Consider the following 22,536-nt stretch of genomic DNA (forward strand, 5'->3'; position numbering starts at 1 on the left):
ATTTCTTCGGTATCATGAAATCGGAATTTCTGTATCGAAAAGAATTTGAAAGTATAACACATTTCAAACAAGAATTAGCAAAGTATATAGAATACTATAACCATAAAAGAATTAAGGCAAAATTAAAGGGTATGAGCCCAGTACAATACCGGGCTCATACCCTAGAGGCTGCCTAATGAAACGACCTGTCTAACTTTCGGGGGTCACTTCATAATGGAAGAATGGCTTTTTTTATTATTGATAAATCTCTTTATATTTCTTATACTCTGCTTCAGAACATAGTACGAAATGTCCTGGGCGAATTTCACGCATTGTTGGCACTTCGCTACCGTAATCATGCTGCGATGGATCGTATACGATACGTTTACGATTGCGCTCATAATCTGGATCTGGTAGCGGAATTGCTGATAATAGTGATTTCGTATATGGATGAACTGGATTCGCATATAACTCTTCACTTGTTGTTAGCTCAACGATTTGACCACGGTACATTACACCGATGCGGTCACTAATGTATTTTACCATTGATAAATCATGGGCAATAAATAAGTATGTTAGACCTTTTTCTTTTTGTAGCTTTTTCAGTAAGTTTACAACTTGCGCCTGAATCGATACGTCAAGTGCTGAGATCGGCTCATCCGCAATGATAAATTCTGGTTCTACAGCAAGCGCTCGAGCGATACCGATACGCTGACGTTGTCCACCTGAGAATTCGTGCGGGAAACGGTTTGCGTGCTCTTTATTTAAACCAACTGTGTTTAATAGTTCATGAACACGGTCCATGCGCTCTTTTTTACTTTTCGCTAATCCGTGAATATCAATACCTTCTGCGATAATATCCCCTACTGTCATACGAGGATTTAATGATGCGTATGGATCTTGGAAAATCATTTGCATTTTACGGTTGAATTTCTTCAATTCTGCGCGTGATTTCTTACCATGTACGTTTTCACCATCGAACAATACTTCACCAGCAGTTGCATCATATAAACGAATAATCGTTCTTCCAGTTGTTGATTTACCACAACCTGATTCTCCTACAAGACCAAATGTTTCTCCGCGGTAAATATCAAATGAAATATCATTAACCGCTTTGACAACACCACCACTCACGTCGAAGTGCTGCTTTACATTTTTTACTTCAATTAATTTCTCACGTTGTTTAGTCATGTTGTTCACCTGCTTTCATTTGAAGAATACGTTTTTCAACGACTGCCGGCGGTTTTACTTCTGGAGCTTGCTCGTGAAGTAACCAAGTTGCCGCATAGTGTGTATCACTTACTTTAAATAAAGGTGGGTCCATTTCAAAATCAATTTTTAGTGCCTGTGGGTTACGTGGTGCAAAAGCATCACCCTTTGGCGGCTTTAATAAATCCGGAGGCGTTCCAGGAATTGCATATAACTCTTCCTCTGAGCCATCTAAACTTGGCATAGATGCGATTAAGCCCCAAGTATATGGATGTTTCGGATTATAGAAAATTTCATCTACAGTTCCAATTTCAACAACTTTACCAGCGTACATAACTGCCACTCGGTCAGCAACGTTTGCTACTACACCTAAGTCATGCGTAATGAAAATAATTGCCGCTTCTGTTTTTTGCTGAATGTCTTTCATAAGTTCTAAAATTTGTGCCTGAATCGTAACGTCTAGCGCTGTTGTCGGCTCATCGGCAATTAATAATTTCGGGTTACAAGCTAACGCCATCGCAATAACTACACGCTGTCTCATACCACCTGAGAATTGGTGAGGATATTGTTTTAAACGAGCTTCTGGATTTGGAATACCTACAAGGTCGATTAATTCTAAAGCAACTTTACGTGCGTCTGCTTTACTCATCCCTTGGTGTTTAATAAGGCCTTCCATAATTTGATTTCCAATTGTCATCGTTGGGTTTAATGATGTCATTGGATCTTGGAAAATCATCGCGATATCTTTACCACGTACTTGCTGCATTTCTTTTTCTGTTAATTTCGTTAAGTCACGACCTTCAAATACGATCTCACCATTTTTAATGCGTCCAGGAGGATTCGGAATTAATCCCATTAACGCTTTAGAAGTAACTGATTTCCCTGAACCAGATTCTCCTACAATCGCCAATGTCTCTCCTTTTTTCAAATCAAAAGTAACGCCGCGTACAGCTTGCACTTCACCTGCATGTGTATCAAAGGAGACTTGTAAATCTTTTACCTCTAACAATGTTTTCATCTTTGCCTCTCCCCTCTTTTACTTACGCATTTTTGGATCTAACGCATCGCGTAATCCGTCTGCCATTAAGTTAAACGCTAAAATTAATATACTGATGACAACCGCAGGAATGAACATCATATGCGGATACGTTTGAATAGATTTATAACCGTCATTTACAAGAGAACCAAGTGACGCGAATGGTGGCTGAATACCTAAACCGATGAAGCTTAAGAATGCCTCACCAAACACCGCTGTTGGAATTGTAAACATTGTCATTACGATAATTGGTCCCATTACGTTCGGGATTAAGTGTTTTACAATTAATTGTGTATTTGTTGCACCTAATGTACGAGATGCTAACACATATTCTTGGTTTTTTAATTTCAGGATTTGTCCACGAACGATACGCGACATCCCTATCCAACCTGTAATTGCCATTGCGAGTGTAATTGACCATATACCAGATCCCATAATGATTACCATTAAGATAACGATGATTAAGTATGGAATACCGTTAATAATCTCCATAATACGTTGCATAATATTATCTACTCTGCCGCCATAAAACGCTGAAATACCTCCGTATGCAACCCCAATTACTAAGTCAATTGCTGCTGCTAAAAGAGCGATATATAATGATACGCGTGTACCTTCCCATGTTCTTGTCCATAAATCACGACCAAGATCATCTGTACCAAACCAGAAATACTCTTTAATATCACGTTTTTCATATTGGTCAACACCATATTGATCTGTACCGTCAAATGGTAACCAATGAACATTTTCAATAACAGGAATTTTCGGTGGCATTTTCGCACGACCTAAATCTTGCTCTTTATACGAGTGTTTACTTACCATCGGTCCAAAAATTGCTAGTAATATAATAAGGCTTAATAATACGAAACCAAACATCGCACCTTTATGTTGGAACAAACGTCTTCTTACATCTTGCCAAAACGTTAAGCTTGGACGGGCAATGACTTCATTATCCACATTATTTTGATTGGCTTGTTGAAATAAATCTGGAGATAATTTTTGTACATCTTTCATCACTTTTTCCCTCCCGCTAAACGAATTCGAGGATCAATAATTCCGTATAAAATATCGACAATGAAAATAACTAAAATGAAGATTGCACTATAGAAAATTGTAGTTCCCATAATAACTGTATAGTCATTCACTGTAATAGATTTAACGAACTGTTCCCCTAGTCCTGGTACAGCATAAATTTGCTCAATAACTAATGTACCTGTGATTAAACCTGCAACCATTGGTCCTAAAATTGTTACTACTGGAATTAACGCGTTACGAAGTGCGTGTTTGATAATGATAACGCCTTGGCTAATCCCTTTCGCTTTTGCTGTTAAAATGTAATCGGCTTGCATAACTTCAATTAACTCGGCACGAGCGAAACGTGCGATTGTTGCAATAACTGCCATCGATAAAGCAATTGTAGGCATTACTGTAAACTCTGGTCCTTTCCAGAACGCTACTGGGAACCAACCAAGTTTTACCCCTACGAAATATTGTAGTAAAGCGGCGAATACGAATGATGGTACCGACATCCCGAGTACGGAAATAATTGTCGCTCCATAATCGACCCATGTATTGTTACGAAGTGCCGCAACGATTCCTAAAATTAAACCGATAAATGTTCCTAATATAATCGCTTGTAAACCAAGCTGTGCTGATGGTCCAATACGATCCACAATCATATCTGTTACTGGACGGTTATCATATTGGAATGATACCCCTAAATCACCTTTTGCTAAGTTACCTAAATAACGTGCATATTGAACTGGTACTGGATCATTTAAACCATATTTTTCAAGAATGATTTCTTTTTGTGCCGGTGATAGCTTCTCCTGATTTTTAAGCGGAGAACCCGGAAGTAATTTCATCAAAAAGAAAGTCAGCGTAGTAATTAAAAATAATGTCAAAGCCATGTACACGAAACGTTTTAATACATAACGTCCCATAGTCAAGCACCTCCCCGTTTTTCTCAAAAGCAATAAGATAGTTTAAAATATTCTTACTTTTATTTTTTTAAAATAAGAGCATATGCCCATCATAGGCATATACCCTTATTCATGATGGAAACCATTTTTAATTTTTGAGTTCAACCCACTTATAGCTAAATTCTCCGCCATATTTATGTTCTAATAGGCCAGTAATTGAGCCACGTTGTAAATATGCTTTTCCAGGTTGATATACTGGAGCAATCGCAGCATCTTCAAGCAGTTGTTTTTCCGCTTTTAATAGTGCATCCCAGCGAGCTTGTACATCAACTTCTGTTTTTGCTTTTTTAATTAAATCATCATACGCTGAATTTGCGTAATTTACTTTGTTTTGCGCATTACCTGTTGTATACATTTCAAGGAATGACATTGGATCCATATAATCTGGACTCCATCCTGCATACGACATCGCATAATCTCCACTTGCTTCAAGTTTTAATTTTTGTGCAAATGGCTGCATTTTTGTCGGAACTGTTAGACCTGGTAAGTTCTTTTCAAATTGGCCTTTTAAATACTCTCCGATTTTTTTAGCATCATCAGTATCAAAGTTTAATAGCTCTAACTCTACTTTGTCTACACCAAGTTCTTTTTTACCAGCTTCCCAATATTTTTGAGCTTCTTTAATATCCTCTTTTATAAGCTTTCCGTTCTCTTCACGGAAGTCTTTTCCATTCGGACCTTTTGCTAAGCCTTTCGGAACAAAACCATATATCCCCTCTGAACCATCGTTTAAGATAACTTTTCCGATATTTTCACGTTCAAAGGACATTGCAATTGCTTTTCGGATATTTTTATTTGCTAAAAATTTATTCTTTTCATTTAAGCGAATAAATTGTGTAGATGACCTCTTAATCGTTTTGAAATCAGCATCTGATTTGTATTTATCTACAAACTCTGATGTTAACACTACACGATCAATTGCTTTCGTTTCATATAAATTTATAGCAGTTGAACGATCCTTAACAATATTGAAGTTTATTTCTTCAAGTTTTACTTCTTTATTTTCCCAATACGTTGGATTTTTCTTAAGTTGGAAGCTTTGTTCATGCTTCCATTCATTTAATACGAATGGACCATTATAAAGTGTCGTATTGGATTCTAATCCAAATTTTGCTCCTTGTTCTGTTACAAACTTCTCATTCAAAGGATACAATGTTGGATAGACTGTTAAACTTACAAAATAAGGAACAGGGTTATCTAATTCCACTTCAAGTGTATGATCATCAATTGCCTTTACACCAAGTTCTTCAATTGGTAATTCTTTTTTGTTAACTTTCTCCGCATTTTTAACATCAAATAGTATGTAAGCAAACTTGGCACCCGTATTTGAATCTACAGCTCTTCTCCAAGAATAAACGAAGTCTTTCGCTGTTACAGGTTCACCATTAGACCATTTCGCATCTTCACGTAATTTAAATACATACTTTTTGCCATCCTCTGATTTCTCATAAGATTTTGCGACACCTGGAACAAGTTTATCATCTTTCCCCAGACGATATAATCCCTCCATTGTATTATTCATGATGTTAGAAGATGTTGCATCCGTTGATAACGTCGTATCCATAGTTGGAATTTCAGCTGTTTCGGTTAAATTTAACACTTGTTTGTTTGAGGATTTTTCTTTTGCGCCTGCTTTATTATCCTCTTTTTGGTAACTACAAGCCCCTAGCATACTGACTGTCAACGTCGATGCAACTAATAACGGTATCTTTTTCTTCATGTTGTGTTGCCTCCCCTAATTGCACTTCCTGTACCCTCACTTGTTAAAAAGTAGAATTGAAAGAATAATCTCCAAGTTTCTACAATTTTCATTATACATATAATATAACAATTGTGAATATAGTTTTTTGTTTTTTTGTTAAAATTTTTAATAAAATGTTTATATTTTTATTTTTTTGTAAAGGGATACGTTAACATTGCTACCATCATCTTGAAATCAGACCTTTAATTGCGTATAATTTTCAAAAAATTAATTCTAGTACATATTATAGCTTTTATAGTATAATAATTCTAGTAATATTTTGACGGAGGGGAACATTTTGAATAAAGTTTTTTTTCATACTTGTATACTAATTTTCATAGCGATAATCGCTTCTAGTATTGGCGCATTCCTCATTTCATCGCAATTTTTGTTGAATTTTGTCAACATCTTGTTTTATATTGCACTGTTTTTTATTCTTATCGGCGGTTTTTTATACATATTTCAAAATGGTTTTTTCAATGTAACCATTTACGCATTTCAAAGAGTATTTGGTACGAATAAAAAGATTGACTCTTTAATTGAAGAAGTCGAGGAACCTACAGATAAGAAAGAACGTATTTATAAAACATATTCATTCAAATGGACATATCCAATTTGTATTACAGGTATCGTTCTTGGGTTGTTCTCGACCCTTATTAGCTTTACTATTTTGATGTAGTTTGCAAACACTATCCCATATGATATAATAATCAGCAAAACATTTTGTTATAAAACTTTAGTTCTTTCATATTAAAAGAGCTCAAGTAACAATAAATAAATTTATATGTATGCGATGATAAAGAAGAGTACATATTGAGGCAATTTCAGAGAGCTTGTGGTCGGTGTGAACAAGTAATTGTACAGTATGGAATGGGCTTTTGAGCACCAAACCGAACCGAAAGTAGTAGGCTTTGGCGTTATATCCAAACGTTATTATGGATTAGAGAGATTTCACAGTAGTGAAATAATTAGGGTGGTACCGCGGTCCATTCGTCCCTATAGTTTTTGGGATGAATGGGCTTTTTTGTTTGCCTTCTCTTCCCCCATCACGCATTCAATTTTAGGAGGAATTACTTATGTCAGTTATCTTTTCTGGTATTCAGCCAAGTGGAACGATTACACTTGGAAACTATTTAGGAGCAATGAAGCAGTTTACAGAGCTTCAAAATGAACACGACTGTTATTTCTGTATTGTAAACCAACATGCGATTACAGTACCTCAAGATCCCGTACAACTTCGTAAAAACATCCGCAGTCTTGCTGCACTTTATGTGGCATGTGGCATTGACCCTGAAAAAGCTACTTTATTTGTACAATCAGAAGTACCAGCACACGCTCAACTAGGTTGGATCATGCAATCTGTTGCTTACGTTGGAGAATTAGAGCGTATGACGCAATATAAAGATAAAGCTTCTGGTAGAGATTCAGTTCCAGCTGGATTACTTACGTATCCACCATTAATGGCTGCTGATATTTTACTTTACAATACTGAAATCGTGCCGGTTGGTGATGATCAAAAGCAACATATCGAATTAACACGTGACCTAGCAGAGCGTTTCAACAAACGTTACCGTGAAATCTTTACAATGCCTGAAATTCGTATTCCAAAAGTAGGAGCTCGCGTTATGTCATTAACAGAACCTACGAAAAAAATGAGCAAATCTGATCCGAATCCAAAATCAATGATCAGTATGCTTGATGAGCCAAAAACAATTGAAAAGAAAATTAAGAGTGCTGTTACTGACTCTGAAGGTATTGTGAAATTTGATAAAGAAAACAAACCTGGTATCTCTAACTTATTAACAATCTACTCTTCATTCTCTGGAAAAACAGTTGAAGAAATTGAAGCAATGTACGAAGGAAAAGGATACGGCGACTTCAAAGGCGACCTAGCGCAAGTAGTCGTAGAAGCAATTCGTCCAATCCAAGACAAATATAACGAACTAATCAACTCACCAGAACTAGACGAAATTCTAGACAAAGGTGCAGAAAAAGCAAACCGCGTTGCATTCAAACAACTACGCAAAGTAGAAAATGCAATGGGGTTAAGTAGAAAACGTAGGTAACATATAAAGCGAAGGGCTAGGAGCCGGAGCTGGATTTCATATAAAGCAGAGGGCTTGCTGCCGGAGCTAGATTACTACAAAATTAAAAAACCGCCAATTGGCGGTTTTTTAATTTACCTTTTGCTCATTTTCCATTTCCCATAACTTTTCAAAAAATGGCTGTCCTTTTACGAGACGCTCGCATAATTGTTCATGTTTCTCAGACCAGCCAGCTTTCGCTTCATCATACAGTCTAGCCCAAATATCCTCGAACTCCATATGTTGAACCGTTCCATATGCTGATGGATCCCACTCTGTGTACCAATAGCGAATCTCCGCTGTATTTTTCGTTGTATGTAATTGATCTAACGCCATAAATAATAATTGTTTCAGCTGTCTTTCTTTACGAGTCAAGCCATTCATAATGAAAGGCGATGGTGATAAAATGTGGTGTTCTTTTTCTGTTTCTTCTACTTGGAACTCATACTTTTCTGCTTGTACGTTTTCTACCATCTCATATACCATCTGCTCTTGGCGTGGTATAAGTCTGCTTTTGCGAATTGGTACATTGTAACCAATTGTGTCAATCGCAATAATTCCTTTTCCATCTGTAACAACAAAGCAATACTCTTGCTGCAAACGTTCATGATTTTTACGAATATAAGCCTTATGATGTACGTCTTCCAGCATTTTTTGCGGAAGCTCTAACAATTCGTTCTCGATGTAATGATATAATGTGGCATCTACTTTTAATAATGGCACTTGATCTAATAGCTCAATCGTATCATCTTTCCGCCATTCGTAAAAATGACAAACGTTATACCCATTCTCTTCACCTTCAAACCAATTTACCCATACATCATGTAGATATAACATTCACTACCCCTCACTTCACTACTGTTTGTACCAATCATTATGTTCATTTTTGCTTAACTTTATTCCACTTGAGGAAATATATTCTAATTATTATTTTTTCTTCTATTAATACTAAAAAAAACAGGAAATAGAGCCCCTGTTTTTTTATATATGAAATGTATTTGCTTTATTCAATATTTCTTTTGCATCTATAGATAATAAAGAAAGTGTATCTTCTCCTTCCAAAGTTACACAATCTTTGACAATATGAAATCCAAGCGCATAGCCAAGCATCTTCGGATAAGAGTGAAAGCCATTTAATAAGATGTCATGTTCCCTTGTTCCTCGTTTTATACTTATTCTTTCATGTACAACATTTTTCCAATAATAAATAGCCTCTTCTTTTGAAAGATACGCCGTCCACGGTGCATTATTTTTTTCTGTATACCTTTCTGTTACTGCTTGCTCAGCTAGCCCTTCCATAATCATTGTATCAAGTAATGTATATTCTGTTTCTTTCGTCTCAATTTGATGTAACCTGCATATGTGATGGTATTCATGCGCCAATAACACTTTTAATTCTTCTACCGAATTCCGTCCACATACGAATAAGAAAATAACATGACGCATAGATAATCCAGCCCTACCGTTATACTCTTCTTGCACAGTTCGATTATAGGAATCTGATAATAAAATAAAGACAGGGACATCCGGACCTTTCAACCAATTTTTCAATTTATCATACTCCAGGCTCAACTCTTTCCAAATTTCCTTTTCCTCTAATTCTTTAATTTCCTTTTCCCCGCGCATGATCGGGCGATACATCCCTTTTGAAATTAAAAAGCGATACAACCTTTCTTTTGGCAACGGAATATACTTCGTAAATTTCTCACAAAGTTTTTCTGGCCGTCCATAATATAAATGTAGCCATTCAGCTGTTTCAACAATCCCCATCTTTATCCCTCCTTTTTCTTATATATATGCTACAGGAGAAAAAGACGTAAAAATAAATAAGGAGTTTTTTCGCAATATAATGCGGAAAAACTCCTTATTTTATCTATTATTTATACGATTTAAATACTAACACTGCGTTATGACCACCGAATCCTAATGAGTTACTTAATACTGCGTTTACTTCTTGGTGTCTCGCTTGATTCGGTACGTAATCTAAGTCACATTCTGGATCTGGTGTCTCATAGTTAATTGTTGGAGGAATTACTCCGTCTGTAATTGATTTAATAGAGAAAATCGCTTCAACAGCACCAGCTGCTCCTAATAAGTGACCTGTCATTGATTTCGTTGAGCTAATTGCTACTTTATACGCGTGCTCACCGAAAGTTTCTTTAATTGCCATCGTTTCATATTTTTCATTCGCATCCGTACTTGTACCATGCGCATTAATGTAATCAATATCTTCTGGCTGTAGGTCTGCATCAGCTAAAGCTTGACGCATTGCACGCACTCCGCCTTCACCACCAGGAGCAGGCATTGTAATATGGAATGCATCACCAGTTGCACCGTAACCAGCGATTTCCGCGTAAATGTGAGCACCACGAGCTAATGCGTGTTCTAATTCTTCAAGAATTAAAATACCTGAACCTTCACCCATTACGAAACCGCTACGGTTTTTATCAAACGGACGGCAAGCCGTTGCTGGGTCTTCATTAAATGTTAATGCTTTCGCTGAGCTAAATCCTGCGAATGCCATACTTGTTAGCGGCGCTTCTGCTCCGCCTGTAATCATTGCATCAGCATCACCACGCTGAATTGCTTTAAATGCATCACCAATTGAGTTTGCACCAGATGCACAAGCCGTTACAGAACAAGTGTTAATTCCTTTTGCTCCTGTTGCAATTGATACTTGACCTGCTGCCATATCTGGAATCATCATCGGCACGAAGAATGGGCTCACGCGGCGCGGGCCTTTCTCAGTAAAAATCTTAAATTGTTCTTCGTATGTTTCCATACCGCCAATACCAGATCCAATCCATACACCAATTCGAGGTCCATTTTCTTCTGTAATTTCAAGCTTTGCATCTGCAACTGCCATTTTCGCTGCTGCTACTGCATATTGTGTAAAGCGGTCCATACGGCGCGCTTCTTTTTTATCAATATATTTCTCGACTTCAAAGTCGTTAATTTCCGCCGCTACTTTTGCTGGAAATAGTTCTGGATCGATTCTTGTAAGTCGCCCGATTCCAGATACACCCTTTTTAATGTTTTCCCATGCTGTTTCAACATCTGTTCCGACCGGTGTAACAGCTCCTAGTCCTGTAATTACGACCCTCTTTTTTTCCATACAAAATACACTCCTTTTTTTCTCTCAGTCCTTATTTACCCCAACGAAGAGCGACTGCTCCCCATGTTAATCCGCCACCAAAACCAACAAGTATAATTAAATCACCATCTTGAATACGTCCATTTTGCAATTCCTCTACCATTGCAATTGGAATTGAAGAAGCTGATGTATTACCAAACTTTTCAATTGTCATACTCATTTTTTCTTGTGGTAAATTTAATCTCTCTCTTGCAGATTCCATAATACGAATATTCGCTTGATGCGGTACTAAGAAATCCACATCCTCTTTTGTAAGACCAGCCTTATCCAGCACGCGAAGACAAGATTCACCAAGTTGACGAACGGCAAATTTAAAAACTTCTCTGCCATTCATCATAACATACTCGTCTTGATATAGATGCTTACCGCCGCTTCCGTCTGCTCCTAATTCGAAAGATAGAACGCCTCTTCCTTCTGAAACTGCTCCCATTACGATAGCACCGGCTCCGTCTCCAAATAATACCGCTGTATTTCGATCATTCCAGTCTACAATTTTAGATAGCTTATCACTACCAACTACTAATACGTTTTTATAAGTCCCCGTTTGAATAAATTGCTGCGCTGTAATCATTCCGTACATAAAACCAGCGCATGCTGCACCTACATCCATTGCAGCTGCATGTTTCGCTCCAATCGCTTCTTGAATGACACAAGCTACTGCTGGAAACGCACGATCTGGTGTTACTGTCGCCACTAAAATAAGATCGATATCTTCTCCGCTAACCCCTGCATCTTCAAGTGCTTTTTTTGCAGCCTCTACGGCCATATATGAAGTATCTATTGTATCATCGGCAATGCGTCTTTCTGCAATTCCCGTTCTCGTACGAATCCATTCATCGGACGTTTCCATTATTTTCTCTAAATCGTGATTTGTGACTACTTTTTCTGGCACATATCTTCCGATCCCTAAAATGCCCACGTTCACATCGCAGCCCTCCGTTTTATATCAATTATTATGACTTGGTACTAATTTTAAAACATAAATGTATTTTTGTCTAGAATATATTTCGCATAAAACAGAAAGCTAACGCATTATCCACTTTATTTTTCATTAAAAGAAACAGAATCATACCTTTTCGTGTTTCATTCCAAATAAAAAGGCCCGAACCGCTTCTACTCACGATTCGAGCCTCTCCTCCATCAAAAAAGAAAGATTTTATTCTTTATCTGCTTTCCCAAGCTCATAAGCTTCGTTCATAACTTTCATTAACAACTCTAACACCGGTTGTGCCTTCTCCATATCAAGTGCAATTCCATTATCATCTAAAATTGCCTTTGCTTCCGGTAAATGCTTCATTGCGATTTGTAAAAACTGCATGCTTTTTTCGTTCATATTATGCTCTTCCTCTCCATTAAAACTTTCACATACAATAGTGTAACACGCGTACTACCCTTCGTATAACTCTTTATATTTTTTCATGTGTGCCAGTTGCTTATTTAAACCGTATTCTAACGGAGTATTTCTTTTTATTGAAATTACCTCGATAGCCTCATCTCTTACTTCGTTATTATTTTTATTTACTTTATCATCCGCGCGTAAAAGATTCATACCTTTTTCCCATAATGACTGTTTACCACTAAGTAAATTGTATATACCAAGATGCGCCCCGTTCGTTCCATTTTCCCATAAGTATTCACATACATCTTCAACGTAAAGTAAATCATTCCCCTTTTCCTCAATCGTACAACGGCACTCTTTTTCACCTAATTCTGATAAAATAAGCTGATGAAACATCATAAAGGACGGTTGCCACGGTCCATATAATGTTGGAACTCGAAATACACTATATTGTAAATTCCCTTTTTTCAATCCTTCTTCTACTTTCAAAAATAGTCGCTTATTTTCGGATTCATCTGTACTGCCTACTTCAATAGAAGAAATTAAATTTAACTTCACTTTTTGTTCTTCACACATTCTTATAATTCGCTTTAAATATTGTAATATGACTCTTTCATTCCGAAATCCACTTTGCTGATTTGGCTCATATAAGCAAAAGTAAACAGTATCGAATCTCTCTTCCTCAACCAATCTCCATCCATCTTCATCTCTTATCGAATAATACGTAAATAACGCATTTCGCCCAATTAATAATAACTTCTCTTCATTAATTTTGGTCATACTATCGAATTCATCAAAATCAAGACCATACACTTCCACTTCTTCTGCAATCATTTTATTTACAAGGTGATAACCTACAAACGTAAGTGCACCTATTATCAGCACGCGTTTCATACCACCAACCCTTTCCCTCTGAAACAAATAGCTCCTCATTTATGTATATGGGAGCTTCATAATTCTTCTTCATATTTTTTAAAGAAATCGGTCGTTTGCCTAACCATTTTATATTTCACATCTTGCAGATGGAACAAGACAGAAGTATCACATTGATTTAGTTGCCTCATTTTCTCATATCTACGCAACTGCTGTTTTCTTCCTCTTTTTTCTTGTGTTGATACGAAAATTTTAACAGGTACACAAGATGGAAGAAGCGTAAATGATTTCTTATTTATTTTTAATTCTAATTCTTCTTCTTTGGAATCATACGCCAAACTTAATTCCTTCACGAGTCTCTTGTAAAAAAACTTATGCTCTTTCTCAAAACTTACATATTCAGGTAAATCCAAACACGGATTTAACATAACAACAGAACGAATACATTCAGGATATTTGTTCATCATTTCAAGTGCCACAAGCGCTCCCATACCATCTGCCATAATGTGCATTTTCGCATTTAACGTCTCTTTTCTCAAAACAACATCATATAAACGTTTTGCCAGACGAACAGATTGATCGTTTCCCCAATGTCTTCCGTATAAATTAGAGGAAAAGACCGTGTAGCCTTGCTCAATAAGACCATGTAAGAAATAAGATTTACCCGCATGTTGTGTCCATAAACTTGTACCATTCTCAATAAAGTAGTTATAATCACCGAGGAGCATAACAGAAAATCCATTTGGCTTCTCCGGTAAATAAATAACACATGGTTCTTTTTCCAAATAAAAAAAACGTTCCGTAATACTCATTTTTCCCCCGCCTTATTTTCTAAACATATAAAACCACTCTTTTATAATGTATGAACGGAATGCAAATTTGCGTTGAAAAATCTACAAATATTTTTCTATATTCTTTTTTCAATTGTGTTACAATAAGGACAGATTGAACGAATAGAGGTGTAAAATATGCGTTTCATTTGGGCATTAATTTGGTCGTTCTTACTTGTACATATGATGAGCTACGTAATTGGCTCTATGACTGGCGGTACATACGACTTTAACCAAGCGTCTATTTTCTCAGTTGTTCTTGCTGTATTAGTACTCGCAATTTCAGCTGCAATTCCAAACGAGCCAGTAGAACAACACTAAAAAAAGAGTCCGGATTTTATCCGAACTCTTTTTTATTTTCATTTCACATGAACGACTAATTCTTTATTTTCTACATCAACAACTACGTGACTATTGTCTGTAATTGTTCCTGCAATTAATTCTCTTGCTAATTTCGTTTCCACTTGACGTTGTACATATCGTTTTAATGGACGAGCTCCGTACATTGGGTCGAAACCAGCTTCTACAACAAATTCTTTTGCTGCATCTGTTAATTCTACTGTAATGTGACGGTCAGCTAGACGGCCTTGTAGTTCTTTTACAATTTTATCAACAATGCCTTTAATTTCATTCGTTGTAAGAGGTTTGAATAAAATAATTTCATCAACACGGTTTAAAAATTCAGGGCGGAAATGTCCTCTTAATTGCCCCATTACAAGGTCTCTTGATTCCTCTTTAATCGAACCATCTTCTTCTAATCCATCTAGTAAATGAGCAGATCCAATATTTGAAGTCATAATAATAACTGTGTTTTTAAAGTCTACTGTTCTTCCTTGTGAATCTGTAATGCGTCCATCATCTAACATTTGTAATAAAATGTTGAATACTTCTGGATGTGCTTTTTCGATTTCGTCTAACAAAATAACTGAATACGGTTTACGTCTTACCGCTTCTGTTAATTGACCGCCCTCTTCATATCCTACATATCCAGGAGGCGCACCAATTAAGCGTGACACAGCGTGTTTCTCCATATACTCAGACATGTCAATACGAATCATTTGCTCTTCACTATCGAATAAAGACTGCGCTAACGTTTTTGCAAGTTCTGTTTTACCAACACCCGTAGGGCCTAAGAAAATGAAGGAACCAATTGGACGATTCGGGTCTTTAATACCAGCGCGCGCACGGAGAACCGCGTCTGATACTAAGCTTACTGCTTCCTCTTGTCCGATGACACGCTCTGATAAGATTTGCTCTAAGCGTAGTAATTTCTCACGTTCACCTTCAACAAGTTTAGCAACAGGAATACCAGTCCAGCGTGAAACAATATCTGCAATTTCTTCTTCACTTACTTCCTCACGCAATAAACGATTTTCTTGTTTATTATGCGCGCCCATTTCTTCCGCTTCTTTTAATTCTTTTTCGATTGCAGGAATTTTCCCGTGACGAAGTTCGGCTGCTTTATTTAAATCGTAATTACCTTCTGCTTCTTCTAATTCACGGCGCAGACGTTCTAAATGTTCACGTAAGTCACGAACTTTGTGAATGTCTTCTTTTTCTTTCTCCCATTTCGCTCTCATACCACTTGCAACTTCTTTTAAATCCGATAATTCACGTTGCAATGTTTTTAGACGCTCTTGGCTACCACGATCCGTTTCTTTTCCAAGAGCCGCTTCTTCAATTTCCAGCTGCATAATACGACGCGTTACTTCATCTAATTCTGTCGGCATAGAATCGATTTCTGTACGAATTGTTGCGCACGCTTCATCAACAAGGTCAATCGCTTTATCCGGTAAGAAGCGATCTGAAATATATCGATCTGATAAAACTGACGCTGCTACAATCGCACGGTCATGAATATTTACACCGTGATAAATTTCAAAGCGTTCTTTTAATCCACGTAATATGGAAATCGTATCTTCAACAGTTGGTTCTTCTGCTAATACTTGTTGGAAACGTCTTTCTAGTGCTGGATCTTTTTCAATATATTTACGATATTCATCTAATGTTGTCGCCCCGATACAATGCAGTTCACCACGAGCAAGCATCGGTTTTAACATATTTCCTGCATCCATCGCACCTTCTGTTTTACCAGCTCCAACGATTGTATGAAGTTCATCAATGAATAATAAAATGCGTCCTTCACTCTTTTTAATTTCATTTAATACAGCTTGCAGACGCTCTTCGAACTCACCACGGAATTTCGCACCTGCTACGAGCGCACTCATATCTAACGCAAAAATCGTTCTATCTTTCAATCCTTCAGGTACATCCTTTTTCACAATACGCTGTGCTAATCCTTCAACGATTGCTGTTTTACCAACACCTGGCTCACCAATTAAAACAGGATTGTTTTTCGTTTTACGTGAAAGAATGCGGATAACGCGTCGAATTTCACTATCTCGGCCGATAACAGGATCAATTTTCCCAGCTCTCACTTCTGCCACTAAATCACGGCCATATTTTTCTAACGCTTCATAAGTTGCTTCTGGATTTTGACTAGTCACTCTTTGATTCCCCCGAACTGTCATTAAAGACTGTAATAAGTTATCTTTCGTAATATGCAATCTTGCAAATAATTGATTTATATCGCCTTTTTCTTCGGAAAAAGCAAGCAATACATGTTCGACTGAAATGTAATCATCCTGCAGTTTTTCTGCTTCTTTCCCTGCTCTTACAAGCAATTGTTGCAGAGCGCTCGTTACATATAATTTTCCAACCTCTGCACCGCTCCCTGTTACAGAAGGTTTCTTTTTAATTAAGCTTTCAGCGCTTTGCTTTAATGCTTCTATATCAACATTCATTTTTTGAAATATACGTACTGCTAATCCATCTTGCTCTTCTAATAATGCAAGTAATAGATGAACAGTATCCACCTCTTGGTGATGATGAGATACCGCTAAAGATTGGGCACTCATAATCGCCTCTTGTGTTTTTGTTGTCATCTGATTTAAGTCCATCTTTACAGCCCTCCAAAAGTTTGACTTTCTTTGACCTTTGATTTGATTATACGCCAACTGACTTTTTTATACAATAATTTTGCCTATGTATTTTCAAACTTATTATTGGAAAAAGAAAAAGGAAGCATTCATTATACTGTTTTAAAAATACGGTAAATGAAATTATAATGTGTAACGACAAAAAAGCCGCAATAACGATTGCGGCTTCTGTTACGGTTTTCTTTTATATGTCCACTGACGGTTATGATTCGTGTTATCCGGAAACTTTTCACCGGCAGTTAATTGTACCATTTGCGGATTTTTCACCATACTTCCCGTTTCACCAATTTCTACATAAATACCATCATTCGGCGCTTTTTGTCCAGAACGAAACCTGCGATTTTGTCCCATTTTCATTCTCCTTCCATGACGTCTTTGCCTCATTAGTATATCCATTTTAAAAGAAAGGTTTTCTGTCATGTTTAGGAAACAGTACTACATCTCGTCCTTGTACATATATATGAATGATACAAGCGTAAGCAGGGATTTCTTTCCTACTTGTAGAAAAAAAAAGAAACCAACCTACTCTAGGCTAGTTTCAAAGGAGAGTCAAACATATACGAGAAGATTACATGTTCATTATAAGTCTCATCACACGAGCAATGTAACCCTTTTCACAATTTGTACATAATGAAAGAAACATTGTTTGAACTTTCTAAAAAGATGTTGACTTTTCTTAATTTCCAACGATAAATAGTAGACACCGTAGCACTTTGAGACGTAAGATGGATATATAGTGAAATTTCCATCTATGGTGATTTCACCGAGTCTAACCTCTTATTTCTGCATATTAAAAACGGAAATACAGATAGATACAAAAAAATTATTATAAGAGGTGAAATTATGAACAAACAACATTTAATCGCATTAGACTTAGACGGTACTTTATTAACAGACAACAAAATAATTTCCACTCGAACGAAACATACAATTGCAAAAGCAAAGGAACAGGGACATATTGTTGTTATTTCAACAGGACGTCCATTCCGTGCTAGTTATGATTACTATAAAGAACTTGCTCTTAACACACCTATCGTAAACTTTAACGGTGCTTACGTACATCATCCTCTTGATTCAAATTGGGGAACACACCACTCTCCTCTTGAGCTAGCAACAGCGCAAGAAATTGTACGAGCTTGCTTTGATTTCGGCGTAAAAAATATATACGCGGAAGTAATGGACGATGTGTATGTTCGTGAAATTGATGAAGATAAAAAACATATTTTCGAATTCGGCTCTCCTAAGATTTTTACGGGAGACTTATTAAATATTTTAAACGATCATCCAACTTGCTTATTAATTGATGCACATGACGAGCATTCCACTGCAATTCGTCAACATTTAACGGATATGCACGCGGAAGTAATCGATCATAGAAAATGGGGCGCACCTTGGCCGATTATTGAGATTGTGAAAAGCGGATTAAATAAAGCGGTTGGATTACAAAAAATTTCTAGTCATTACAACATTCCACAAGAGCGAATTATCGCTTTCGGTGACGAAGATAATGATTTTGAAATGATTGAATTTGCTGGTCACGGCATCGCAATGGGGAATGCCATCCCTGAATTAAAATCACTCGCAAACCATACGACGTTAACGAACGAAGAAGATGGTATTGCTTTATATTTAGAAGAGGTTCTTGGGTTGTAATCTAAAAATTCCCTACTTATAGTTTCCTGCCAAATGTCCATACTATAAGTAGACGCAAGAGACATCGCGTCGATTGTTTTCAGCTAAATAAAGGGGGTTTTTCGAATGGGTAAAAAGAACAAATCAAAGCGTTTTATCCAACAAGGAGCCGATGCTGTTATGAAGCATGATGCAAGATTCCCGTACAGAGGTACATTAGCTGAGGCAGAAAAGGCAAGAAGTAACTCTTCTTTTGGAGGGGTTTAAATGGGGAACTTACTATTCCAACAAGCTAGAGATGCTGTTGAAAATGCCGTATCTTGTTCAAGCGGTACTGAGCAACAAGATCTCGTATATAGAGCAAAAAATGCTTTGCAATCCGCTTACGCAAACTCTTCAACTGCTGAAAAAGTTCAGCTCCGTGAAATGCAAGAGCAATTGCAAAACATTACGAATGTACATTAAAAAAGAGGACCAACTTCGGTCCTCTTTAATCTTTCCGAAACAATCCGAACACCCCAACTGTTTGCAGTATATTTGTAAATGCACCTGGGTCCACTTGTTTAATAATCCTCTCCAATTCGTATAACTCGTAACGGGTAATAACCATCATTAACATTTCTTTATTTTCATTCGTATAAGCACCTGTTGCTGGTATCGTTGTAATTCCTCTTACTAATCGCGAGTGAATCGCCTTTCTTACGTCCGCCCCATTCTTCGTAACAATTAATGCTGTAATCTTTACATGACGAGTATGAATTGCATCAATAATTCTCGTTGATACATATAAAGTCACTAACGTATATAACGCTTTTTCCCATCCATATACATAGCCAGCAGCGATAATGATAATTGCATTAAAAAAGAAAAAGTATGTACCGACAGGCTTATCTTTTATTTTTGATAAAATCATGGCGATAATATCTAATCCACCTGTAGAAGCACCCCACTTTAAAGCAATCCCTACTCCAATTGCCGAAATAATCCCGCCAAAAATCGCATTTAATATGATATCATTCGAAACCGCTCTAACAGGGATGATTTCTAGAAACAAAGTCATAAATATAACACAAAGAAAACTAAAAAAGGTGAAGGCCTTTCCAACCTTTTTCCACGCTAAAATAACGACAGGAATATTAAATAAGCTAAACAATACTCCCGTAGATATGTGAATCGATAAAAAATCACCTAATATTTGTGATAATAATTGAGACAATCCAGCAAAGCCGCTCGCATACACTTTCGCTGGCGTTAAAAATAAATTCATCCCAATCGCGTTTAATAAACCTGCGATGATTACAACGATTAACTTCTTTATAAGTTCAGTATAATTCAACTTCAAATCCATTTCGAATCCACCTTTACCCTTCATAAATGCACCGCTATACATAGTCTTTACGAAAAAGGAAATGATAAACGTACAACGTTTAGAAATGGAGTTGATACATATGCCACATACGAGTGATAACGACAAAAAAGCACGCGATAATAATGCAAAACGCACACAAAAAAATGAGCAAGAGCAAAAAAATATTCAGCAAGGTAAACGTGCATACTCTAAAAAGACCGATCACCTTTGATTCCATCGTACATCAACAATTATGTTGATGTACTTTTTTACATTTTAAAGGAAAAAACATTAAAAATTCACTTCATGTTCACTTCTATATTCTACAATAGCGATAACATATTCGGATGAGGTGTTGGCATGAGAGGGAAACATATTTTCATTATTACTGCACTAATAAGTATATTGATGCTATCTGCTTGCGGACAAAAAAACGGCTCAGCTACAGTCGCCACAGCAACAGACTCGACTGTTACGAAGGACGACTTCGAAAAACAATTGAAAGATCGTTACGGAAAAGACATGCTATACGAAATGATGGCACAAGACGTCATCACAAAAAAATATAAAGTACCTGATGAAGAGGTAAATAAAGAAGTAGAAAAAGTAAAAAAACAATATGGAGATCAATTCAAAAAAGTATTAGAAAACAATCGTTTAAAAGATGAAGAGGATTTCAAAAATCAAATTAAGTTCAAACTTGCTATGAATGAAGCGATTAAGAAAAGCATTACAGAAAAAGACGTAAAAGATCACTATAAGCCAGAAATTAAAGCGAGTCACATTTTAGTAAGTGACGAAAATGAAGCGAAAGAAATAAAGAGTAAACTAGATGCTGGTGCTTCATTTGAAGAATTAGCAAAACAAGAATCACAAGATCTACTATCAAAAGATAAAGGTGGAGACCTTGGATACTTCAATTCAGGTACAATGGCTCCTGAATTCGAAACCGCTGCCTACAAACTAAATGTTGGACAAATTAGCAATCCCGTAAAATCATCAAACGGTTATCACGTTATTAAATTAACTGATAAAAAAGATCTAAAACCTTACGATGAGGTAAAAAACTCTATTCGCAAAAACTTAGAGGAAGAACGTACTGCTGATCCTGCATTCAGCCAAAAATTATTACAAGAGGAATTAAAAAAGGCGAATATTAAAATAAACGATAGTGATTTGAAAGATACATTTACTCTTGTTTCTCCGCAAGGAAATTAAAAAAGCACAACCTTATCTTTTTAAATAAGGTTGTGTTTTTTAATCTTCTATCTTATTTCTTAAAGTAAGTCCAACCTTCTTCTTGGTAAACCTTTTCTTCTTTCATCAACTTACCAAGTGCACGCTTAAATGCAGCTTTACTCATGTTAAAGCGTTCTTTAATATCTTCTGGATGGCTCTTATCCCAAAACGGCATTGCTCCGCCTCGTTCTTCCATATATGCATAAATTACTGCAGCATCGTCTTCCATTCCTTCTTCTTTACGAGGAAGAAGTGAAATGTTAATTGTACCATCATCTTTCACGTCAATAATACGGCCCGTTACACGCTCACCGATGCGAACTTGTTCTTTTCTTTCTGTATGGTGTAAGAAAGCACGGAAATGCTCATCAGTTAGTATGAATGAACCAACTTGAAGCGAACGATATACACGTCCATTTACGTTTTTATTACGCATAGATGGCGTTGCATCTACGATAATTTCTTGCATATCACTGTCTCTTGCCGGAAGAGCAATTAAACGATCACGATTCGTTAATTTTAACGTACAATATAATTCGTCGCCTACTTCTGGCCATACTGGCATATAAATCGGGAACTCATCAGCTGGAATTAGTATATCTTTTGACACACCAATATCAACAAACACACCTAAACTAGGAATAACTTCTACAACCTTTACCCAGTTCCAATCATAAGTTGTAATAATCGGTTCCTTCATTGTTGCTGAAATACGATTTTGGTGATCAAGGTATAAGAATACATCAATCGTATCGCCTTCTTCAATTTCTCCAGCTACTTCGTTTTTATGTAGGAAAATTTCTTCTTCTTCATTCCCAACCATATATCCGATTTCCGTTTCGCGTAAAACAGTTACCTGTTCAATCGATCCTATTTGCAAATACATATTTTTTAATTCCCTTCTATATATATAAAATTATCTTTTTTATCATTCCAAACAAAAGTTAATTATAACATGATTTTTCCTGTATTTGTCCAACTGCCCAAAATTCACTATAATAAAATGAGGTTCCATGAATATAAGTACGAAAACACTTAAGTCTAGACTCGTTTTCAGCTATACTTTAGTATGTACAGTACATAACAAGATT

General features: G+C 36.6%; 25 protein-coding genes and 1 other annotated feature. Of the genes, 9 read left to right on the forward strand and 16 right to left on the reverse strand.

Annotation, left to right across the window (positions count from 1 at the left end; translation table 11 throughout):
* On the forward strand, positions 1-176 hold a 176-nt coding region (locus ACTJJY_RS18230), incomplete at its 5' end, for an IS3 family transposase (protein WP_440605199.1).
* A gap of 58 nt (positions 177-234) precedes the next feature.
* On the opposite strand, the gene ACTJJY_RS18235 is transcribed toward ACTJJY_RS18230, so the two are convergent.
* The 5 genes from ACTJJY_RS18235 to ACTJJY_RS18255 form a co-directional block, all read right to left on the reverse strand.
* The gene (locus ACTJJY_RS18235; RefSeq protein WP_016082471.1) at positions 235-1,170 is read right to left on the reverse strand and encodes an ABC transporter ATP-binding protein; all 936 of its coding nucleotides are present in this window, start codon (positions 1,168-1,170) and stop codon (positions 235-237) included.
* Positions 1,163-2,206 (reverse strand): ABC transporter ATP-binding protein, encoded by a 1,044-nt coding sequence (locus ACTJJY_RS18240; RefSeq protein ID WP_000854346.1) that lies wholly within the window; start codon positions 2,204-2,206, stop codon positions 1,163-1,165. The genes ACTJJY_RS18235 and ACTJJY_RS18240 overlap by 8 nt, the downstream gene beginning before the upstream one ends.
* A gap of 18 nt (positions 2,207-2,224) precedes the next feature.
* Positions 2,225-3,241 (reverse strand): oligopeptide ABC transporter permease, encoded by a 1,017-nt coding sequence (gene opp3C / locus ACTJJY_RS18245; RefSeq protein WP_000974098.1) that lies wholly within the window; start codon positions 3,239-3,241, stop codon positions 2,225-2,227.
* Positions 3,238-4,167, reverse strand: coding sequence for an oligopeptide ABC transporter permease (gene opp3b, locus ACTJJY_RS18250; protein ID WP_000534165.1), 930 nt, complete (start codon positions 4,165-4,167; stop codon positions 3,238-3,240). The genes opp3C and opp3b overlap by 4 nt, the downstream gene beginning before the upstream one ends.
* A gap of 127 nt (positions 4,168-4,294) precedes the next feature.
* Entirely contained in the window at positions 4,295-5,926 is a 1,632-nt protein-coding gene (locus ACTJJY_RS18255; RefSeq protein WP_440606209.1) for a peptide ABC transporter substrate-binding protein, read from the reverse strand.
* 319 nt (positions 5,927-6,245) lie between these two features.
* Between ACTJJY_RS18255 and ACTJJY_RS18260 the strand changes: the two genes are divergently transcribed.
* Positions 6,246-6,626, forward strand: a complete 381-nt coding sequence (locus tag ACTJJY_RS18260) for a DUF3899 domain-containing protein (protein ID WP_001044985.1) — start codon at positions 6,246-6,248, stop codon at positions 6,624-6,626.
* Between the two features lie 105 nt (positions 6,627-6,731).
* Positions 6,732-6,948 (forward strand) — a binding site (T-box leader).
* A gap of 75 nt (positions 6,949-7,023) precedes the next feature.
* On the forward strand, positions 7,024-8,013 hold the full coding sequence (gene trpS / locus ACTJJY_RS18265; RefSeq protein ID WP_063546790.1) for a tryptophan--tRNA ligase: 990 nt from the start codon (positions 7,024-7,026) through the stop codon (positions 8,011-8,013).
* Positions 8,014-8,121: 108 nt separating this feature from the next.
* On the opposite strand, the gene ACTJJY_RS18270 is transcribed toward trpS, so the two are convergent.
* The 7 genes from ACTJJY_RS18270 to ACTJJY_RS18300 all read right to left on the reverse strand — a co-directional run bounded on the left by ACTJJY_RS18270 (position 8,122) and on the right by ACTJJY_RS18300 (position 14,209).
* Positions 8,122-8,868: a YjbA family protein gene (locus ACTJJY_RS18270; RefSeq protein WP_000966129.1), complete on the reverse strand. Its 747-nt coding sequence runs from the start codon at positions 8,866-8,868 to the stop codon at positions 8,122-8,124.
* A 144-nt stretch (positions 8,869-9,012) separates the two neighbouring features.
* Positions 9,013-9,801 carry a DUF2268 domain-containing protein gene (locus ACTJJY_RS18275; RefSeq protein WP_071731607.1) on the reverse strand — a complete coding sequence of 263 codons (789 nt, stop codon included), beginning with the start codon at positions 9,799-9,801 and terminating at the stop codon, positions 9,013-9,015.
* Positions 9,802-9,907: 106 nt separating this feature from the next.
* On the reverse strand, positions 9,908-11,146 hold the full coding sequence (fabF, locus tag ACTJJY_RS18280) for a beta-ketoacyl-ACP synthase II (protein WP_440606210.1): 1,239 nt from the start codon (positions 11,144-11,146) through the stop codon (positions 9,908-9,910).
* A 31-nt stretch (positions 11,147-11,177) separates the two neighbouring features.
* Positions 11,178-12,110, reverse strand: a complete 933-nt coding sequence (fabH, locus tag ACTJJY_RS18285; protein WP_440606211.1) for a beta-ketoacyl-ACP synthase III — start codon at positions 12,108-12,110, stop codon at positions 11,178-11,180.
* A gap of 231 nt (positions 12,111-12,341) precedes the next feature.
* A complete protein-coding gene (locus ACTJJY_RS18290) occupies positions 12,342-12,518 on the reverse strand; it encodes a ComZ family protein (RefSeq protein ID WP_001986215.1) in 177 nt (58 codons plus the stop codon).
* Positions 12,519-12,572: 54 nt separating this feature from the next.
* Entirely contained in the window at positions 12,573-13,445 is an 873-nt protein-coding gene (locus ACTJJY_RS18295) for an NAD-dependent epimerase/dehydratase family protein (protein WP_440606212.1), read from the reverse strand.
* A 29-nt stretch (positions 13,446-13,474) separates the two neighbouring features.
* Positions 13,475-14,209 carry an alpha/beta hydrolase gene (locus ACTJJY_RS18300; protein ID WP_098327215.1) on the reverse strand — a complete coding sequence of 245 codons (735 nt, stop codon included), beginning with the start codon at positions 14,207-14,209 and terminating at the stop codon, positions 13,475-13,477.
* Between the two features lie 156 nt (positions 14,210-14,365).
* On the opposite strand from ACTJJY_RS18300, the gene ACTJJY_RS18305 reads away from it, so the two are divergent.
* Entirely contained in the window at positions 14,366-14,548 is a 183-nt protein-coding gene (locus tag ACTJJY_RS18305; protein ID WP_001211116.1) for a YjzD family protein, read from the forward strand.
* Between the two features lie 38 nt (positions 14,549-14,586).
* Here ACTJJY_RS18305 and clpB read toward each other — a convergent pair whose 3' ends face one another.
* Together clpB and ACTJJY_RS18315 are read right to left on the reverse strand one after the other, a co-directional pair.
* On the reverse strand, positions 14,587-17,187 hold the full coding sequence (gene clpB / locus ACTJJY_RS18310; protein WP_440606213.1) for an ATP-dependent chaperone ClpB: 2,601 nt from the start codon (positions 17,185-17,187) through the stop codon (positions 14,587-14,589).
* Positions 17,188-17,397: 210 nt separating this feature from the next.
* Entirely contained in the window at positions 17,398-17,577 is a 180-nt protein-coding gene (locus tag ACTJJY_RS18315; RefSeq protein WP_000531422.1) for a YjzC family protein, read from the reverse strand.
* Positions 17,578-18,069: 492 nt separating this feature from the next.
* On the opposite strand from ACTJJY_RS18315, the gene ACTJJY_RS18320 reads away from it, so the two are divergent.
* The 3 genes from ACTJJY_RS18320 to ACTJJY_RS18330 all read left to right on the forward strand — a co-directional run bounded on the left by ACTJJY_RS18320 (position 18,070) and on the right by ACTJJY_RS18330 (position 19,323).
* A complete protein-coding gene (locus tag ACTJJY_RS18320) occupies positions 18,070-18,879 on the forward strand; it encodes a Cof-type HAD-IIB family hydrolase (RefSeq protein WP_440606214.1) in 810 nt (269 codons plus the stop codon).
* Positions 18,880-18,984: 105 nt separating this feature from the next.
* Complete coding sequence (locus ACTJJY_RS18325; RefSeq protein ID WP_000516816.1) at positions 18,985-19,125, forward strand: hypothetical protein; 141 nt, start codon at positions 18,985-18,987, stop codon at positions 19,123-19,125.
* The gene (locus ACTJJY_RS18330; protein ID WP_000527408.1) at positions 19,126-19,323 is read left to right on the forward strand and encodes a DUF3813 domain-containing protein; all 198 of its coding nucleotides are present in this window, start codon (positions 19,126-19,128) and stop codon (positions 19,321-19,323) included. It abuts the gene before it with no gap.
* Positions 19,324-19,348: 25 nt separating this feature from the next.
* Here the strand turns inward: ACTJJY_RS18330 and ACTJJY_RS18335 are convergent, their stop codons facing one another.
* Entirely contained in the window at positions 19,349-20,206 is an 858-nt protein-coding gene (locus tag ACTJJY_RS18335) for a YitT family protein (protein ID WP_000364431.1), read from the reverse strand.
* Positions 20,207-20,306: 100 nt separating this feature from the next.
* On the opposite strand from ACTJJY_RS18335, the gene ACTJJY_RS18340 reads away from it, so the two are divergent.
* Together ACTJJY_RS18340 and prsA are read left to right on the forward strand one after the other, a co-directional pair.
* Positions 20,307-20,438, forward strand: a complete 132-nt coding sequence (locus ACTJJY_RS18340; RefSeq protein ID WP_001120851.1) for a DUF3941 domain-containing protein — start codon at positions 20,307-20,309, stop codon at positions 20,436-20,438.
* A gap of 128 nt (positions 20,439-20,566) precedes the next feature.
* Entirely contained in the window at positions 20,567-21,424 is an 858-nt protein-coding gene (gene prsA / locus ACTJJY_RS18345; protein WP_063546784.1) for a peptidylprolyl isomerase PrsA, read from the forward strand.
* A gap of 52 nt (positions 21,425-21,476) precedes the next feature.
* Here the strand turns inward: prsA and ACTJJY_RS18350 are convergent, their stop codons facing one another.
* Complete coding sequence (locus tag ACTJJY_RS18350; protein ID WP_000281259.1) at positions 21,477-22,331, reverse strand: CvfB family protein; 855 nt, start codon at positions 22,329-22,331, stop codon at positions 21,477-21,479.
* Positions 22,332-22,536 lie beyond the last annotated feature (205 nt).

Origin of the sequence: Bacillus sp. 22475 (genome assembly GCF_052044835.1) — a bacterium.
Lineage (GTDB): Bacteria > Bacillota > Bacilli > Bacillales > Bacillaceae_G > Bacillus_A > Bacillus_A cereus.

Excerpts from the sequence above, each read along its gene's own strand:
- ACTJJY_RS18335 (WP_000364431.1), bottom strand. The coding sequence starts at position 20,206 with ATGGATTTGAAGTTGAATTATACTGAACTTATAAAGAAGTTAATCGTT.
- fabF (WP_440606210.1), bottom strand. The coding sequence starts at position 11,146 with ATGGAAAAAAAGAGGGTCGTAATTACAGGACTAGGAGCTGTTACACCG.
- prsA (WP_063546784.1), top strand. The coding sequence starts at position 20,567 with ATGAGAGGGAAACATATTTTCATTATTACTGCACTAATAAGTATATTG.
- ACTJJY_RS18300 (WP_098327215.1), bottom strand. The coding sequence starts at position 14,209 with ATGAGTATTACGGAACGTTTTTTTTATTTGGAAAAAGAACCATGTGTT.
- clpB (WP_440606213.1), bottom strand. The coding sequence starts at position 17,187 with ATGGACTTAAATCAGATGACAACAAAAACACAAGAGGCGATTATGAGT.
- ACTJJY_RS18255 (WP_440606209.1), bottom strand. The coding sequence starts at position 5,926 with ATGAAGAAAAAGATACCGTTATTAGTTGCATCGACGTTGACAGTCAGT.
- ACTJJY_RS18330 (WP_000527408.1), top strand. The coding sequence starts at position 19,126 with ATGGGGAACTTACTATTCCAACAAGCTAGAGATGCTGTTGAAAATGCC.
- ACTJJY_RS18275 (WP_071731607.1), bottom strand. The coding sequence starts at position 9,801 with ATGGGGATTGTTGAAACAGCTGAATGGCTACATTTATATTATGGACGG.
- ACTJJY_RS18325 (WP_000516816.1), top strand. The coding sequence starts at position 18,985 with ATGGGTAAAAAGAACAAATCAAAGCGTTTTATCCAACAAGGAGCCGAT.
- ACTJJY_RS18315 (WP_000531422.1), bottom strand. The coding sequence starts at position 17,577 with ATGGGACAAAATCGCAGGTTTCGTTCTGGACAAAAAGCGCCGAATGAT.
- ACTJJY_RS18350 (WP_000281259.1), bottom strand. The coding sequence starts at position 22,331 with ATGTATTTGCAAATAGGATCGATTGAACAGGTAACTGTTTTACGCGAA.
- ACTJJY_RS18290 (WP_001986215.1), bottom strand. The coding sequence starts at position 12,518 with ATGAACGAAAAAAGCATGCAGTTTTTACAAATCGCAATGAAGCATTTA.
- ACTJJY_RS18235 (WP_016082471.1), bottom strand. The coding sequence starts at position 1,170 with ATGACTAAACAACGTGAGAAATTAATTGAAGTAAAAAATGTAAAGCAG.
- ACTJJY_RS18340 (WP_001120851.1), top strand. The coding sequence starts at position 20,307 with ATGCCACATACGAGTGATAACGACAAAAAAGCACGCGATAATAATGCA.
- ACTJJY_RS18305 (WP_001211116.1), top strand. The coding sequence starts at position 14,366 with ATGCGTTTCATTTGGGCATTAATTTGGTCGTTCTTACTTGTACATATG.
- trpS (WP_063546790.1), top strand. The coding sequence starts at position 7,024 with ATGTCAGTTATCTTTTCTGGTATTCAGCCAAGTGGAACGATTACACTT.
- ACTJJY_RS18270 (WP_000966129.1), bottom strand. The coding sequence starts at position 8,868 with ATGTTATATCTACATGATGTATGGGTAAATTGGTTTGAAGGTGAAGAG.
- ACTJJY_RS18320 (WP_440606214.1), top strand. The coding sequence starts at position 18,070 with ATGAACAAACAACATTTAATCGCATTAGACTTAGACGGTACTTTATTA.
- opp3b (WP_000534165.1), bottom strand. The coding sequence starts at position 4,167 with ATGGGACGTTATGTATTAAAACGTTTCGTGTACATGGCTTTGACATTA.
- ACTJJY_RS18240 (WP_000854346.1), bottom strand. The coding sequence starts at position 2,206 with ATGAAAACATTGTTAGAGGTAAAAGATTTACAAGTCTCCTTTGATACA.